This is a genomic window from Geoglobus acetivorans (assembly GCF_039641995.1).
In the GTDB taxonomy this organism is placed as follows: domain Archaea; phylum Halobacteriota; class Archaeoglobi; order Archaeoglobales; family Archaeoglobaceae; genus Geoglobus; species Geoglobus acetivorans.
In genome coordinates this window covers 551567-566570 of sequence record NZ_CP087714.1, presented here as the reverse complement: position 1 = coordinate 566570, position 15004 = coordinate 551567, and the positions used below count along the sequence as shown (strand labels likewise).

Below are 15004 nucleotides of genomic sequence, written 5' to 3'. Positions count from 1 at the left end.
CTGAAATAACATACCTAAATTTAAATTACTTTTCCTTAATTTTCTCAACGACCCGGACGTCAGTTATCCTCGTAAATGGATACTGGCCGTTCTCGTCCTTTTCGATAGATTTAACCATATCCCAGACTGTGAGAAGTGCATTGGTAACCCCAACAAGCGCTTCCATCTCAACTCCAGTTTTTCCCACGTATTTTACCTCGCAGACCGCCTTTATCCTGTCCTCGTAAATTTCGAAATCGATGGACACCGAGGTTATCTGAAGGGGATGGCAGAGGGGTATCAGCTCTGAAGTTTTCTTGGCTGCAAGTGTGCCTGCAACAACTGCCGTGTTCAGCACATTTCCCTTTGCAACCCTGTTTTCAATGATTGCTCTGATGGTCTCCTTCCTGAGCAGGATGTACCCTTCTGCCCTCGCAACTCTCAGAACATCATCCTTTTTGCTGACATCGACCATTCTCGCTTTACCCTCGCTGTCGATATGGCTGAACATGGCTGAAATAATGAGAAAAACAATATATGTGTTTCCGATATTTTTTTAATTCATCATGTCAAAACAGGCTTAATGAAGGCAGTGATAATGGCAGGTGGATACGCAACGAGACTGTGGCCCATAACCAAAACCAAGGCCAAACCACTTCTTCCCCTCGGGAAAAAAACCATAATCGATCACATTTACGAGAAAATAAAACCGTTCGGTTTTGACATAATTGTCTCTACGAATCTCAGGTTCAGGGATGACTTCGAGCAATGGGCTGATGACAAGGACGTTGAGCTTGTGATAGAAAACACAACAAAAGAGGAGGAAAAGCTCGGAGCGGTGAGAGCGCTGCATGAGGTTACAAGCACGTTTGATGATGAGGTTCTGGTTATTGCCGGAGACAACATATTCTCTTTCGGGCTTGACGATTTTATAACCCGGTATGAGGAAATAAAAAAACCGCTCATAGCCCTGTACGATGTGGGAGACTACGATCTTGCCAGAAGGTATGGTATAGCCATCCTCAATGGAGAAAAAATTGTTTCATTTGAAGAGAAACCGGAGAAGCCGAAAAGCACACTTGCAGGCATAGGGATCTATGCGCTCGACAGAGAGACCAAGGACATGCTCGGAGATTATGTCAGGGGAGAGAGAAAGGACAACTTAGGAGACTTCATTTCATGGCTGATTGACAGGAGAGAGGTTTACGGGTTCGTTTTCGACAACGGTAACTGGTACGATGTCGGAAACCCGGACAGCTATCTCGGAGCAATGAAGGTGTACCTCACACACAGCGTCAGCGAGGATGTTGAGATCGACAGAACGTCAAAGATTATCGAGCCGGTTGTCATTGAAGAGGGCGTGAAGATAAGGAGAAGGAGTATCATCGGACCCTACGCATACATAGGCAGGAACTGTGAGATTGAGGCGAGTGATATCAGCGATTCGGTTATCTTTGATGACGTCATACTGAGGAAAACGAAGGTCTGGAGGAGTATAATTGACGAGAAGTGTGAAATCAGGAACCTCGAGCTCAGTGGCTCAATCATAGGGGGACATGCAAAAATCCAGAGGGGAGAATGATAGGAATACTCGACGGCTACGTAGACGAGCCGTCATGCCTGGGAGTGCCTCCCTACATCTCGCCCTACCCGAGGTATATCGCAGGAATGCTCGAAAAACTCGGGCTGAGCTGGAAATATGCCACAGTAGACGAGTTCAGAAAAAACCCATCAATTTTTGAAAAAGCAGATAGAATAATTGTCATTGCAGGAATAGCCGTCCCAGGGAAATATCTTGGTGGTAAACCACTATCCCTGCGAGAGCTGCCCGCAGTATGCCCCGAAAAGGAGAAAATCCTGGTGGGACCCATCACACTTGAACTTGATGGGGAGATTGATGGCTACGAAATTCTGCAATTTCCCTTTGAGCATACTCTGTACGAAAAACTTGGGGGAGAAGTCAGAGACCCGAACAGAAATTTCGTTAACGAGTTTGCAGTTCTCGGAGCAAAAGTTGTCAGACAGCATCCGGATTTTCCTCACGTTGTGTGCGAGATAGAGACATATAAAGGCTGTTACTGGAAAAAATGCAGCTTCTGCATAGAAAGAATCCACAGAGTGTCGATGAGATCTCCGCACATGGTTATAGCAGAGATAAAAGCCCTTTACAATCAGGGAGTAAGGCACTTCAGGCTTGGAAACCAGACGGACTTCTTCACCTACATGGGGGATTTCTCCAAGGAGTTTCCAAGACCTGACCCGGAATTCATGAAAAATTTCCACCGGGCGATATGGAAGGAATGCCCCAAAATAAAGACGCTCCACCTGGACAACGTGAATCCAAAAACAATTGCAGAGTATCCCGAAGAGAGCAGAGAGATTATCAAAACGATTGTGGTGTATCAGACACCGGGAAATATAGCCGCAATGGGTATGGAAAGTGCCGATGAAGCCGTTATAGAGAAGAATAACCTGCTCGCAACACCCGACGACGTTTTCTTCGCAGTCCAGCTTATCAACAGATACGGGAGATATGTTGGGCGCAACGGCCTTCCATACTTCCTTCCGGGATTGAACTTCGTTTTCGGCCTTAAAGGTGAGACGAAAAAAACATTCGAGAAAAACTACGAATTTCTGATGAGTCTGCTTGAAAGAGACCTTCTTGTTAGAAGAGTCAATTTAAGACAGGTGAAGGTCTTTCCGTCAACGCCAATGGCTGAAACCGGCGACAAGAACGTGAGAAGGCATAAGAAATATTTCAAAATTTACAAGGAGAGAATAAGAAGAGACTTTGACAGAGTCATGCTCGAGAAGATCGTCCCAAAAGGCAGACTGCTTACGGATCTAAGAGTCGAGGCTGTGGAGGGAAAGATCAGCTACGCAAGACAGGCAGGAACATACCCGCTGCTCGTCGGTCTCATTGGAGTCTTCGAAAGAAACACGATTCTGGATGCCAGAGTGATAGATTACGGGAGAAGGAGCGTAACGGCTCTGCCGAAAATAGACATAAACCGCGCCACACTCCTGCAGATCGAATCCGTACCGGGGATAGGAAAAGGAACGGCTTCAAAAATAGCCCTGAGCAGGCCCGTAAAAAACATATCTGATCTCGAAAAAGCTATTGGAGATAGAGTCAAAGTTCTCAAAAAGTATTTTTACATACCCAGTAGCTGAATGAACGCTCCGGCAACAACCGCAGTCCCTATGACTCCGGCAATATTCGGCCCCATTGCATGCATCAGGACAAAGTTGTCTGGATCTTCCTCAGCAGCAAGCCTCTGAACAACCCTCGCTGACATCGGAACGGCTGAAACTCCTGCAGCACCGATCATCGGATTTATCTTCTCCCTCAAAAACAGGTTCATCAGCTTTGCGAGGAGCACACCGCCTGCTGTTGCTGAAGCGAACGCAACAACACCGAGCGTCAGAACGAAGAGTGTATCAAGCCGGAGGAACGAGGAAGCCTGCATCGTCGAGCCTATGCTCAGCCCGAGGATTATGGTCATTATGTTCAGCAGTTCCTCGCTTGCACCTTTTGCGAGTCTGTCTGTAACGCCACTCTCCCTGAAAAGGTTCCCTGCCATCAGCATGCCCACAAGTGGTAAAGCTGAAGGAACGAGGGAGCCCGTTACGAGAGTTACGACAACTGAAAAGGCTATTTTTTCATTTTTTGAGACCTCTCTCAATGGCTTCATTCTCATCCTACGCTCTTCCCGGGACGTGAGTGCTTTTATGACCGGAGGCTGAATGAGCGGGACAAGGGACATGTAGCTGTAGGCCGCAACAGCAGTTGCAGCGAGAAGATGAGGGGAGAGAGCGGTGGTGATATAGATTGTCGTGGGGCCATCCGCCCCGCCAATGATGCCTATGCTGGCAGCCTCAGCAAGATTGAAACCGAGCAGCGTTGCAAGCATGAAAGCTACAAAGACACCAATCTGCGCTGCTGCACCAAGGAGAAAGGTCATCGGATTTGCTATCAGCGGCCCAAAATCTATCAGCGCACCAATGCCCAGAAATATCAGGAGGGGGACTATCTCGGTTTTTATCAGATATTCAACGAATAATGCCAAGATGCCGTTTACGGCCATGTCCGATGATGGGATGTTAACGAGCATTGCCCCAAACCCTATAGGAACAAGTAAGAGAGGTTCCATTTTCCTGTATATGCCGAGATAAATCAGAAGCAGAGCTATGGCAATCATCAGCAGCTCTCCCAGCAATTTTACCACCTGTAGGACATTTTCCATCTGGTTCCTTCCCTCTCTATCACGGGCACAGTTATGCCCTCATCTTCGAAGGCTTTAACAGCTGAGACCGCAGCAGCAATCAGATTAACGTCAGTTTTGCCAGAAGGGTGCTCTTTTTTCGAACCTCTTTCCCTCCCGAAAAGCAGTGAAAGGAACCATATAGCAAATGTGAGGATTGCGAGCGTAAAGAATACCGTCAGAATCCCATACGCCACAACGTACGCTGGATCCATGAATCGAAATCGTGTAAAACATATAAAAAGTTGGTGATTAATTATTATTCACCCAGCTGAGATGCATCTCCAGAAACTGTCCCGGTAGAGGAGTGAAGGGGTCAGGATTTCACCTGGGAACGGAAAGAATTCCCAAAAAATTTTTAATTCCGAACCGGGTAAAAAATATATCATTTTCGAAATGTTTATATATTCGACCTGAGAAAAGTAAGACTTGTGCTAAAAAAAATAGGAAGGGTTTTGCACATATCAAAAACGGGTAACGTGATACTATCGTCAGTTCCGGATTATCTCCCAAAGGAGGGTTCTCCAGTATACAACAAGAGGATGGAAAAGATTGGCTTTGTTTATGACATTATCGGCCCGGTGAGGAACCCATTTCTTGTTGTAAAACCCTTCAAGAGGAGGATTATCGAGGAGGATATTCTTTTCACGGTGGTGGAAGATGGTAGAGGTAGAAAGGGTAAGGGAAAAGGAAATCGAAAGGAAGGAAAGAGAAAAGGAACTGGAAAGAAGGGAAGTAGAAAGAGAAGAAACAATTGAGGTCTGTCCCGAGTGTGGAAGCCCACGGCTCATCAGGGATTACAGAAGAGGTGAATTCCTCTGTCAGGATTGTGGTTATGTCATTGAAGAGACGTTTATCGATTCCGGTCCAGAGTGGAGGGCTTTCGACAGTGAGCAGAAGGAGAAGAGGGCAAGAGTTGGAGCGCCCATCACATACACCATACACGACAAGGGTCTCACTACGATAATAGACTGGGCGAACAAGGATTATTACGGCAAGGCCATTTCGGTCAGAAACAGGGCTCAGCTCTTCAGGCTGAGAAAATGGCAGAGAAGAATAAGGATAAGTAACGCTACCGAGAGAAACCTTGCCTTCGCTCTTTCAGAGCTTGACAGGCTTGCATCAGCTCTCGGTCTGCCGAAGAGTGTCAGAGAAATTGCATCCGTCATCTACAGAAAGGCGGTGGAGAAGAACCTTGTAAGGGGCAGGAGTATAGAAGGTGTGGTTGCCGCTGCGCTCTATGCAGCATGCAGACAGGCTGGCGTTCCGAGAACCCTTGATGAGATAGCCGCATACTCAAGAGTGGACAGAAAGGAAGTTGGAAGGACTTACAGGTTCATCGCAAGAGAACTGGGACTCAAGCTTATGCCCACAAGTCCGGCAGATTACATACCGAGGTTCTGCACGGCCCTTGGGCTGAGCGGAGAGGTTCAGAAAAAGGCGATTGAGATCATCAAGAAGGCCGAGGAGAAGGAGCTTACGAGTGGTAGAGGGCCTACCGGAGTTGCCGCCGCGGCAATATACATCGCATCCATCCTAAGCGGAGAAAGGAGAACCCAGAGAGAAGTCGCAGAGGTAGCTGGAGTCACGGAAGTTACAATCAGAAACAGGTACAAGGAGCTGGCCGAAAAACTTGGAATAGAGATAATACTCTGATTTTTAACTATCAATCAGTATAATTTTTCATTCAGTGAAATATTTATAATTCCGCATACAGTTTCTATTGTGCCAGAGACCAAGCTTGAAGAAAAGCTGATAAGCATATTTGGTCAGGATGATGTCCTGTTCGGCACTGCAGCCCTCAAGGCATATTCTACAGACGCAAGTCCTTTTACAGGCAATGCTCTGGCAGTTGTAAGGCCAGAAAGCCAGTCTGAGATATCCGACCTTTTGAAACTGGCAGCTCGCCACTCAATTCCGGTAACACCGAGAGGTAGCGGGACCGGTACTTCAGGTGGAGCGGTTCCCTCGAATTCGATTGTAGTGGACATGAAGAAAATGGACAGAATCGAAATTTACGAGGAAGACATGGTCGCATACGTTCAGGCTGGAGCGATCATCCACGATCTGAAAAAGGAGCTTGAAAAGCACGGCCTATTTCTTCCCCCAGAGCCGGGGAGTGTCAGAATCGCAACTATCGGGGGTTTTGTGGCCAACAACGGTGGAGGGAAAAGGGGACTGAAGTATGGCTCAATAAGAAATTTCGTTACGGGAGTTGAAGCGGTGCTGCCGGACGGTGAGACCATCAACACTGGCTCCAGAACACACAGAAATCCGGAATGCGCTGCCGGCATATTTGCAGGAAGTGAGGGTAGATTCGGGATAATTACTGGCATATACCTGAAGACCCTGCCACTTCCAGAGTGCAGACATACTGCGCTTGTGAGGGTATCGGAACTCTCAGAATTGCCTGTCATTCTGAAAAGGATTTTAAAACTGTTGCCTGACGCCGTGGAGTTCATTGACCGCCGATGTGTCGAATTGCTGGACCTGGGGGCAGAGGAACTTATAGCCGTTGAGTTCTTCACGTCCGAATCAGAGATGGATAAACTGGGTATAAGGTATGAAAAGCTTGAGGGCAGAGAGGAACGGAAATTCTGGGAAATGAGAGAGACTCTCGGTGTCGAGATAGCAAAAAAGGGAACGAGAATATATGCCGCAGAGGATTTTGCTGTTCCGTTTTCAAAACTGGCCGGGTTCATCAGTGCAGTGTACTCTCTTGAAGAAAGGTACAGCGCTGAAGTTTACATCTACGGCCATCTCGATACGGCAAACATCCACCCCGCAATAGTCTCGAACGACTTCAGCAGCTCTCTTATGTTCGCTGAAGAACTGTACAGCATTGCAGAGAAATTTGAAGCTACAATTGGAGAGCATGGGGCTGGCAGGAGGTGGGATGTTAAGGAAAATGATCTTTACAGGAGGTTGAAAAGGTGCCTCGACACCGGGAACATACTGAATCCGTAAGCGTCTGGACTTTGAGGTGTGCAAAGTGCGGGAGGTGCATTGTTGACTGCCCCACATACCTCGCAACAAAGTGGGAGCATCTGAGTCCCAGAGGGAGAATAATCCTTTCATTCCACGCTGAAAACGATTCTGAGCTGATAAAATCGGCGTTCAGCTGCCTGACATGTGCGATGTGCGAGGTTGTCTGCCCATCAGGTGTGGAGGTTACAAACCTGCTTGAAACAGCAAGAAAGAGATTCGTTGAAATCGGTGCTGTGCCTGAGAGACTGTCTGAGTTTTTCAGAAAAATGGACAGATCGGGAAATCCCTATGGAATTGACGTTGAAACCTACGACCCTTCCGGGGAAGTCGATATACTGTACTATCCGGGATGCACGTCCCTCCTGAGAGAGCGTGAAATTTTCGAAAGCAGCGTGAAAATTCTAGAAAGAATTGGTGTGAGATTTGCAATAGAGTTCAAATACTGCTGCGGATCCACAACTCTGAGAACGGGAGGGAGCGAAAAATTTGCAAGAAGAAACTTTGAAAGATTGCGAGAAATTGTTGAAAAAACAGGAGCAAAGAGGATAATTGTATCGTGTCCGGGTTGTTACAGAACGATTGCAAGGGATTATCGAAAGTTCGGCGAAATTGGTGCAGAAGTCCAGCACATGGTTGAATTTCTCGCAGAGAATGCCAACAAACTTGGTTTGAGGAAAGAGAACATCAGGATTGCCTTTCACGATTCCTGTCATCTCGCCAGACACATGAAAGTGGTTGAAGAGCCGAGGGTTGTGCTCGGAAAGATTGGGATGCTGGTGGAAGCCGAACAGCACGGTTTGAGTTCGTTCTGCTGTGGAGGTGGAGGGGGTGTTAAGCTCTCGTACAGAGACATTTCAAGAGCTGTCAGGGACATGAGGGTTGCCCAGCTCGAAAAAACTGGTGCAGAGGTTGTCGTAACCTCCTGCCCTTACTGCTACAGAAACCTGAAAAACAGTAGTGGAGGATTAAATATAAAAGATATCACCATATTCATTGCCGAGAGGTTGAAAGAATGATCGGTCTGAGCAAGATGGTTGGTGGAGAAATCACTGTCTCGGAAAGGCTTACGTATGGTAGCAGAGAAAAGATTCCAAAAAAACTCGTTGAGGCCAGCAAGAAGCCCATTCCGGTTACCGTATGGAACACCACAGCAAGGTGCAACCTCAAGTGCGTTCACTGCTACGCCGATGCTGGAGCGAAGAAAAAAGGAGAGCTTACAACAGATGAGGCAAATGAATTCATCGATGATCTGGCAGAAATGAAGGTCCCGGTTTTGCTTCTCAGCGGTGGAGAACCGCTGATGAGGGAAGACATCTTCGAGCTGATAGAGTATGCCAAATCAAAGGGCCTTTACGTATCCCTATCAACAAACGGAACGCTCATTAACGATGTTGTTGCTGAAAGGCTTGCCGAACTGAAGGTGGATTACGTTGGGATAAGCATAGACGGCCTTCCAGACACAAACGACAGATTCAGGGGGTTAAAGGGTGCATTTGACAATGCTCTTAACGGAATCCTGAACGCAAAGGAGGCGGGGCTTCTCACAGGAATAAGGTTTACCGTTACCAAACTGAACCTCAAGGAGGTTCCAGAGGTAATAGACATCCTGGTGGAGCATGAAATTCCAAGATTCTGCCTGTATCATCTTGTCCCCTCTGGAAGGGCGGACTTCGAGATAGACATTGATTTCAAAGAGAGAAGAAACCTCATGGAGTGGTTATTCGAGAAAGCAATAGAGTTGAGGGATTCTAAGGAAAAAACAGAGCTTTTGACAACAGATAACCCGGCAGATGGTGTATTCTTCTACCTGAAGCTGAAGGAAATGGACGAGAGTCTTGCCGAGGACGCACTCAGATTCCTGAGATACAGAGGAGGGGATAGCTCTGGATTCAGGATAGCTGACGTTGATATGTTCGGAAACGTGCATCCAAACCAGTTCTGGTTCGACCATACGGTGGGAAACATCAGAGAGAGGAGGTTCAGTGATATCTGGCTTAACCCCGAAGATGATCTGCTCATAAAGCTCAGAAAGAAGACGGAATACATCAGAGGAAAGAAATGTGGAGGCTGTAAATTCAAGAGCGTATGCGGAGGTTTCAGGCTGAGAGCCATGAGGTTCGGGGACCTGTGGGGAGATGATCCGAGCTGCTACCTGTACGAGGAAGAGATAGGGTTAGCTTAAAATAGTTTCAAACCGAGTAATGCACATGGACCTCGATATCGTGCTGAAAGACTTTCTTGATGAAGTCAGAGAGATCTTTGCCTCAAAAAAAGCTGTCAACATTTATGTTTACGACGCTCCCCTCGAGAAAATTGAGGAGCTTGTGAGGAAGGGCTACACACTTGGAAGTGCAATGAGTTCCGGCAGTGGAATAAGAGCCTACGCAACCAGGAATGTTGTTACCGGTGAATTTGAGGTTGCACTGACCGTATATTCGGACAACATGACCCTCGAAAAATACCTCGAGCTGAGAAAAAGGCTCGAACAGTAAAGATTATATCCTTCTCCCAACCCTATTTTCCTGATGAGTCTCGATAAAGAATATCTGGATATCACATACCTGGCAGAGAACGGTTTTGTCAGAAAGAAGTGTCCAAAATGCGGAAAGTACTTCTGGACTGCTGACGAGGGCAGAGAGATTTGTGGAGATCCACCATGTGGAACCTACACGTTCATCGATAGTCCTGTCTTCAGAAAAAAATTCTCCCTCGATGAAATGCGGGAATACTACCTTTCATTCTTCGAGAAAAGAGGGCACGAGAGAATAGAGAGATATCCGGTTGTGGCAAGATGGAGAGACGATATATATCTCACGATCGCAAGCATAGCAGATTTCCAGCCATTTGTAACCTCAGGCGTCGCACCACCTCCTGCCAACCCGCTCACAATATCCCAGCCGTGCATCAGAACAGACGACCTCGATTCAGTGGGGAGGACCGGACGACACCTCACACTTTTTGAGATGATGGCTCACCATGCATTTAACTATCCCGGTCAGGAGATATACTGGAAGAGCGAAACCGTAAAATACTGTACAGAGCTGCTTGAGGAGCTTGGAGTCAGGAAAGAGGACATAGTTTACAAGGAGGAGCCATGGGCAGGTGGTGGCAACGCAGGACCATGCCTCGAGGCAATAGTTGGAGGGCTTGAGCTCGCCACGCTGGTTTTCATGAATCTTGAGGAGCATCCCGAGGGAGATATCGAAATAAAGGGCGTGAAATACAGGAAGATGGCAAATTACATTGTTGACACTGGCTACGGTCTTGAAAGGTTCGTATGGGCATCACAGGGAACACCTACAGTTTATGACGCCATATTCGGGAAGGTTGTCGATGCCATTTTCGAGAACAGCAACATACCATTCTCAAGAGAGGACGAAAAGGTCAGAGAAATCATAGCAGAAAGCTCCAAACTGGCAGGAGTTATGGGCTCCCTTCGTGGAGAAAAGCTGCTCGAACTCAGAAAGAACATAGCCGGAAAATTCGGTATCAGTGTGGAAGAGCTTGAGGAGATCGTGGTCCCGCTTGAGAAGGTATATGCCCTTGCAGACCACACGAGGACAATACTGTTCATGCTTGGAGACGCTCTTGTTCCCTCAAACGCAGGTTCGGGCTACATTGCAAGGCTGATAATCAGGAGAAGCCTAAGAATGGCTGACGAGCTTGGTCTTAAGCTCGATCTGTTCGACCTTATAAGCCTCCACAAGAAGATTCTGAAGGACTTCAGCTTCGATGTACCCATGGAAACCATTCAGGAAATCCTTGAACTTGAAGAACGAAGATACAGAGACACAGTGTCCAAGGGGATCTCTCTTGTTGAGAGGACAATAGAAAGGAAGAAGACCATCGAAAAGAATGACCTCGTGGAGTTCTACGACTCACACGGAATTCCGCCTGAAACCGTTGTCGAGATAGCAAAGAGTAAGGGAGTGAATATCGAGCTTCCCCAGGACTTCTACGCTGAACTTGCCGGAAGACACGCAAAAAGTGAGAAGAAAGAAAAGAAAAAGCTGCTCAGCAAGGAATATCCTCCGACGGAAAAGCTGTACTACAATTCCAAGCTCTTTGAATTTGACGCCAGGGTTATTGGCATTGAAGGCGAATACGTGATACTGGACAGGACGGCTTTCTACCCGGAGAGCGGTGGACAGGACAGTGACACGGGTTATATTGAATACGGCGGCACAAAAATCGAGGTTACAGAGGTTGTCGAAGAAAACGGAGTCGTTCTGCACAGAGTGGCTGGGAAGATTCCCGAAGGGTCAGAAATAAGAGGAGCGATCAATCAGGAGAGGCGACTCAGGCACATGAGACACCACTCGGCAACACATCTCCTGCTCTACGCACTCCAGAAAAAGCTCGGAAAACACGTCTGGCAGGCCGGAGCCAAGAAAGAATACGGCAAGACAAGGCTGGACGTGACCCACTATAAGAAGCTGACAGACAGAGAGATCAGAGAGATTGAGCTTGAAGTCAACAGAGAAATCATGGCAAACAGGGACGTAACGTGGGAGTTCATGGACAGAATCAAGGCAGAGCAGACTTACGGCTTCAGACTCTATCAGGGCGGAGTTCCACCTGGAAGAGAGATCAGAGTCGTTAGAGTTGGGGATGACGTTCAGGCCTGTGGAGGCACCCACGTGGAGAAGACAGGCGAGATTGGAGTGTTCAAAATACTGAGGGTCGAGTCAATACAGGATGGAGTTCTGAGATTTGAATTCGCTGCAGGAGAGGCTGCACTGGAGCACATAGCAAGAGAGGAGAGTCTCCTCAGGGAATCAAGCAGCATCCTCAGAGTTCAGCCAGAGATACTGCCAAAGACCGTGCAGAGATTCTTTGACGAATGGAAGGATCAGAAGAAGGAAATCGAAAAGCTGCAGGAGAGGGTTGCTGAGCTTGTTGCCGAAAAGCTTGCGCTCAACGCTGAGAGCTATGAGGACGTGAAGATTGTCGTGGAAAATCTGAACGAGAGGCCTGAACAGCTTGCAAAAACTGGAATTGAGCTTGCGAAAAAAGGTTACGCCGGAATTCTCTTCGCAGATTACAACGGGGCAAAGATAGTGGCATTCAGCGGAGATGACCGGGTTGACGCGAGAGACCTGATGAAAATCGCCGGAAGACTGTCGAAAGGTGGCGGAGGTGGAAGAAAGGACCTCGCCCAGGGAGCCGGAGAGAGAATCCCGGACAAAGACGAAGTGGTCGCAGAGATAATTACCTTCCTGAGAAAGATACTATGATTCGGGTGTTCAGAATAGAGGGTGTTCCGAGAATCAGGAAAGGAGACAATCTGGCAGAAATTTTTTCCTCCCTTTTTGAATTTCAGGATGGAGATGTCCTTGCGGTATGCTCCACTGTGATTTCAAAAGCAGAGGGTAGAGTCGTCAGGCTGGAGGACATTATTCCGGGCGAGCATGCAGTAAAACTGGCTGAGAAGCTCGGAAAAGACGAGAGGTTCGTTCAGGCAGTACTTGATGAGAGCAAGGAGATACTCCTCGAAGATCCTTTCATACTCACACATGCGAGATTCGGAAATATCTGCGTAAACGCAGGAATAGATAACACCAATGTTGAGAAGGAGTATTTGCTCCTCCCACCAGATGACCCAGATGGATCAGCAGAGAGGTTGAAAAACGAGATTGAAAGGATAACAGGAAAGAACGTTGGCGTGGTGATAACTGACACCAACGGCAGATGTTTCAGGAAAGGCGTTGTTGGTGTGGCGGTGGGCATCTCCGGTGTAAAGGCTCTTGAGGACTGGAGAGGGAAGAAAGACCTCTACGGACAGGAGCTCGAAGTTACTGTGGAATGCATAGCAGACGAGATTGCAGCATTTGCCAACATGCTGATGGGGGAGGGCGATGACGGTGTCCCGGCAGTTGTTTTCAGAGGTCTAGAGGTTCTCGGAAATGGAAGTGTGAAGGAGATTTACAGAAGTGAGGAAGAGGACATTATACGGAGGATAATAAAAGAATGGAAGAGAGAAAATTCCTCATAGTTGGCAGCAATGTGAGAAACGTGGCTGAATCTGCCAGAAAAGCCGGTTTTGAAATATCTGTGCTTACAAAGCACGTGGACGCAGATTTGAAGCTGTATGCAAAAAAAATTTACAGAATAGACGATGAATCCCCGGAATGGGTGAAAAAGAAGGCACTGGCCATTTCGGAAGAGCTGGACGCAGAGATTATCTGGCACTCAGGTTACGAAATCCTCGGAGACAGAAGGCTTAAAAAAATCGTGAACAAGAGAAAGTTTTACAGCGAGCTTGAAAGGGCGGGCTTCGATTTTCCTGAGATTCTTGACGACGGAGAGTCAGGAATACTGAAACCCGTAACGGGGGGAGGAGGTGAAGGAATAAGACTCTCCAGCAGGAGGGAGGAAGGCCATATCCTCCAGAGATATGTAAAGGGGATACCCTGCTCGGCATCGGTGATATCAACAGGAAAGATGGCACTGGCCATCTCATTCAACAAGATTCTTGTCGGAGATGGGAATTTCGGTGCAAGAGAATTCAGATACTGTGGAAACATAACCCCGTTCAAACACGAGCTTGATGAAAGGGCAAAAAGGCTTGCAGAGGAACTTGCCATCTATTTTGAGCTTGAAGGAAACATCGGAGTGGATTTCATTATTGGAGACAGAATATACGTCCTTGAAATAAATCCGAGGTTCCAGGGAAGCCTCGATGCCATTGAGTGGGCCTGCGATACGAACCTGTTCAGGATGCATCTGAACGCAAAGGCAGGAAAGCTTGAGAGCTGCAGACCCAGAAGGTTTGCCGGGAGAGCAGTGGTGTTTGCGGAGCAAGATATTAAAATAAAGAATTCTCCCGCTGGAAATCCATTCTTTGCGGACGTACCGGAGAAGGGTCAGATTTACAGAAAAGACGATCCGCTTGTAAGCGTTCTCGCTTCGGGAAAAAGTGAGCATGATGTGTACAGAAAGCTTTATGAGAGAAAAGGAATCTACAGGGAGATAGCATGTTGATCCAGTTTTCCTCCATGTTCCTGTATGAATACAGCCTTGACAGGATAGCAAAAGCATGCAAAAAAGCAGAGTACGGAGGAATCGAGTTCTGGATTGAGACTCCACACTACTGGATAGACAGAGACTTCAGAAAGATAGAGGAGATTTCAGACTCGATAACGTCCCTCCACTGTGCAATTTTTGACCTGAACCCGTGCAGCGTCAATCAGGATGTTGCGGAGGCAACGCTCAAAAGCAACCTGCATGCGGCAAGTGTGGCATCAAGGCTGAGGGTGGGGATGACGATTCATGCCGGCAAGAGGAGCGCCAGAAGGGAACCTGTGATTGAAGATGTTGTCGCAAACGAAAAATACTTCAGGGTGCTTTCAAAATACTCAAAAATAAAAGGCGTTGAACTCTTCCTCGAAAACAGCGAGCCTCGCATAAACTACCTCTGCAGAAGCTACGAAGATGTCATCGAGTGTGCAGAAAGATTTGGTTTCCGGCTGACGTTCGACATAAACCATGCGCTGAAAAACGGAGACGCTGAAAAATACCTTGAGTCGGTGGAAAGGATCAAAAACGTGCACATCAGCGGGAATTCGCGTGGACTTCATTCTGCGTCGAGATATGATAGGAACGTCAGGGACATCCTGCAGAAGCTTGCGGATCTTGGATACAGCAGCATGGTTACCGTTGAACTGGACGACCTTGCGTATGGTCAGCTCAGCTTCGAAAAAAAGATTGAAGAGCTTGTGAAGGAGAGAAGATTCATCGAAAGCGTGTTCAAAAGGTAAAAAATGAAAAAA

At 47.4% G+C, this 15004-nt stretch carries 15 protein-coding genes; 12 read left to right on the top strand and 3 right to left on the bottom strand.

The annotated features are described in order from the left end of the window. Positions 1-25: 25 nt before the first annotated feature. On the bottom strand, positions 26-490 hold the full coding sequence (gene moaC / locus LPQ35_RS03305; protein WP_193805960.1) for a cyclic pyranopterin monophosphate synthase MoaC: 465 nt from the start codon (positions 488-490) through the stop codon (positions 26-28). Between the two features lie 72 nt (positions 491-562). Here moaC and LPQ35_RS03300 point away from each other — a divergent pair, with 72 nt between their 5' ends. Next, the gene (locus LPQ35_RS03300; protein ID WP_193805962.1) at positions 563-1561 is read left to right on the top strand and encodes a sugar phosphate nucleotidyltransferase; all 999 of its coding nucleotides are present in this window, start codon (positions 563-565) and stop codon (positions 1559-1561) included. After that, positions 1558-3153 carry a radical SAM protein gene (locus LPQ35_RS03295; RefSeq protein WP_193805964.1) on the top strand — a complete coding sequence of 532 codons (1596 nt, stop codon included), beginning with the start codon at positions 1558-1560 and terminating at the stop codon, positions 3151-3153. The genes LPQ35_RS03300 and LPQ35_RS03295 overlap by 4 nt, the downstream gene beginning before the upstream one ends. Here LPQ35_RS03295 and LPQ35_RS03290 read toward each other — a convergent pair. Both LPQ35_RS03290 and LPQ35_RS03285 read right to left on the bottom strand, forming a co-directional pair. Beyond that, positions 3135-4181 carry a sodium ion-translocating decarboxylase subunit beta gene (locus LPQ35_RS03290; RefSeq protein WP_428832255.1) on the bottom strand — a complete coding sequence of 349 codons (1047 nt, stop codon included), beginning with the start codon at positions 4179-4181 and terminating at the stop codon, positions 3135-3137. The genes LPQ35_RS03295 and LPQ35_RS03290 overlap by 19 nt on opposite strands. A 20-nt stretch (positions 4182-4201) precedes the next feature. Continuing rightward, positions 4202-4459 carry an OadG family transporter subunit gene (locus LPQ35_RS03285; protein ID WP_193805966.1) on the bottom strand — a complete coding sequence of 86 codons (258 nt, stop codon included), beginning with the start codon at positions 4457-4459 and terminating at the stop codon, positions 4202-4204. Between the two features lie 216 nt (positions 4460-4675). Here LPQ35_RS03285 and LPQ35_RS03280 point away from each other — a divergent pair, with 216 nt between their 5' ends. The 10 genes from LPQ35_RS03280 (at position 4676) to LPQ35_RS03235 (ending at position 14992) form a co-directional block, all read left to right on the top strand. Next, the gene (locus tag LPQ35_RS03280) at positions 4676-5002 is read left to right on the top strand and encodes a Gar1/Naf1 family protein (RefSeq protein WP_346297683.1); all 327 of its coding nucleotides are present in this window, start codon (positions 4676-4678) and stop codon (positions 5000-5002) included. After that, positions 4905-5900, top strand: coding sequence for a transcription initiation factor IIB (locus LPQ35_RS03275; protein WP_193805967.1), 996 nt, complete (start codon positions 4905-4907; stop codon positions 5898-5900). The genes LPQ35_RS03280 and LPQ35_RS03275 overlap by 98 nt, the downstream gene beginning before the upstream one ends. Positions 5901-5969: 69 nt before the next feature. Next, entirely contained in the window at positions 5970-7211 is a 1242-nt protein-coding gene (locus tag LPQ35_RS03270) for an FAD-binding protein (RefSeq protein WP_193805968.1), read from the top strand. Then, on the top strand, positions 7178-8248 hold the full coding sequence (locus LPQ35_RS03265) for a heterodisulfide reductase-related iron-sulfur binding cluster (RefSeq protein ID WP_193805969.1): 1071 nt from the start codon (positions 7178-7180) through the stop codon (positions 8246-8248). Before LPQ35_RS03270 ends, LPQ35_RS03265 begins: the two co-directional genes overlap by 34 nt. Then, positions 8245-9414: a radical SAM protein gene (locus LPQ35_RS03260; RefSeq protein ID WP_193805970.1), complete on the top strand. Its 1170-nt coding sequence runs from the start codon at positions 8245-8247 to the stop codon at positions 9412-9414. The genes LPQ35_RS03265 and LPQ35_RS03260 overlap by 4 nt, the downstream gene beginning before the upstream one ends. Before the next feature lie 25 nt (positions 9415-9439). Further along, a complete protein-coding gene (locus LPQ35_RS03255) occupies positions 9440-9724 on the top strand; it encodes a hypothetical protein (RefSeq protein WP_193805972.1) in 285 nt (94 codons plus the stop codon). 33 nt (positions 9725-9757) lie between these two features. Continuing rightward, entirely contained in the window at positions 9758-12469 is a 2712-nt protein-coding gene (gene alaS / locus LPQ35_RS03250; protein ID WP_193805973.1) for an alanine--tRNA ligase, read from the top strand. Further along, positions 12466-13227, top strand: coding sequence for a coenzyme F420-0:L-glutamate ligase (gene cofE / locus LPQ35_RS03245; protein WP_193805974.1), 762 nt, complete (start codon positions 12466-12468; stop codon positions 13225-13227). Before alaS ends, cofE begins: the two co-directional genes overlap by 4 nt. Then, positions 13203-14216, top strand: a complete 1014-nt coding sequence (locus LPQ35_RS03240; protein ID WP_193805975.1) for an ATP-grasp domain-containing protein — start codon at positions 13203-13205, stop codon at positions 14214-14216. The genes cofE and LPQ35_RS03240 overlap by 25 nt, the downstream gene beginning before the upstream one ends. Further along, on the top strand, positions 14210-14992 hold the full coding sequence (locus LPQ35_RS03235) for a TIM barrel protein (protein ID WP_193805976.1): 783 nt from the start codon (positions 14210-14212) through the stop codon (positions 14990-14992). Before LPQ35_RS03240 ends, LPQ35_RS03235 begins: the two co-directional genes overlap by 7 nt. Positions 14993-15004: the final 12 nt, after the last annotated feature.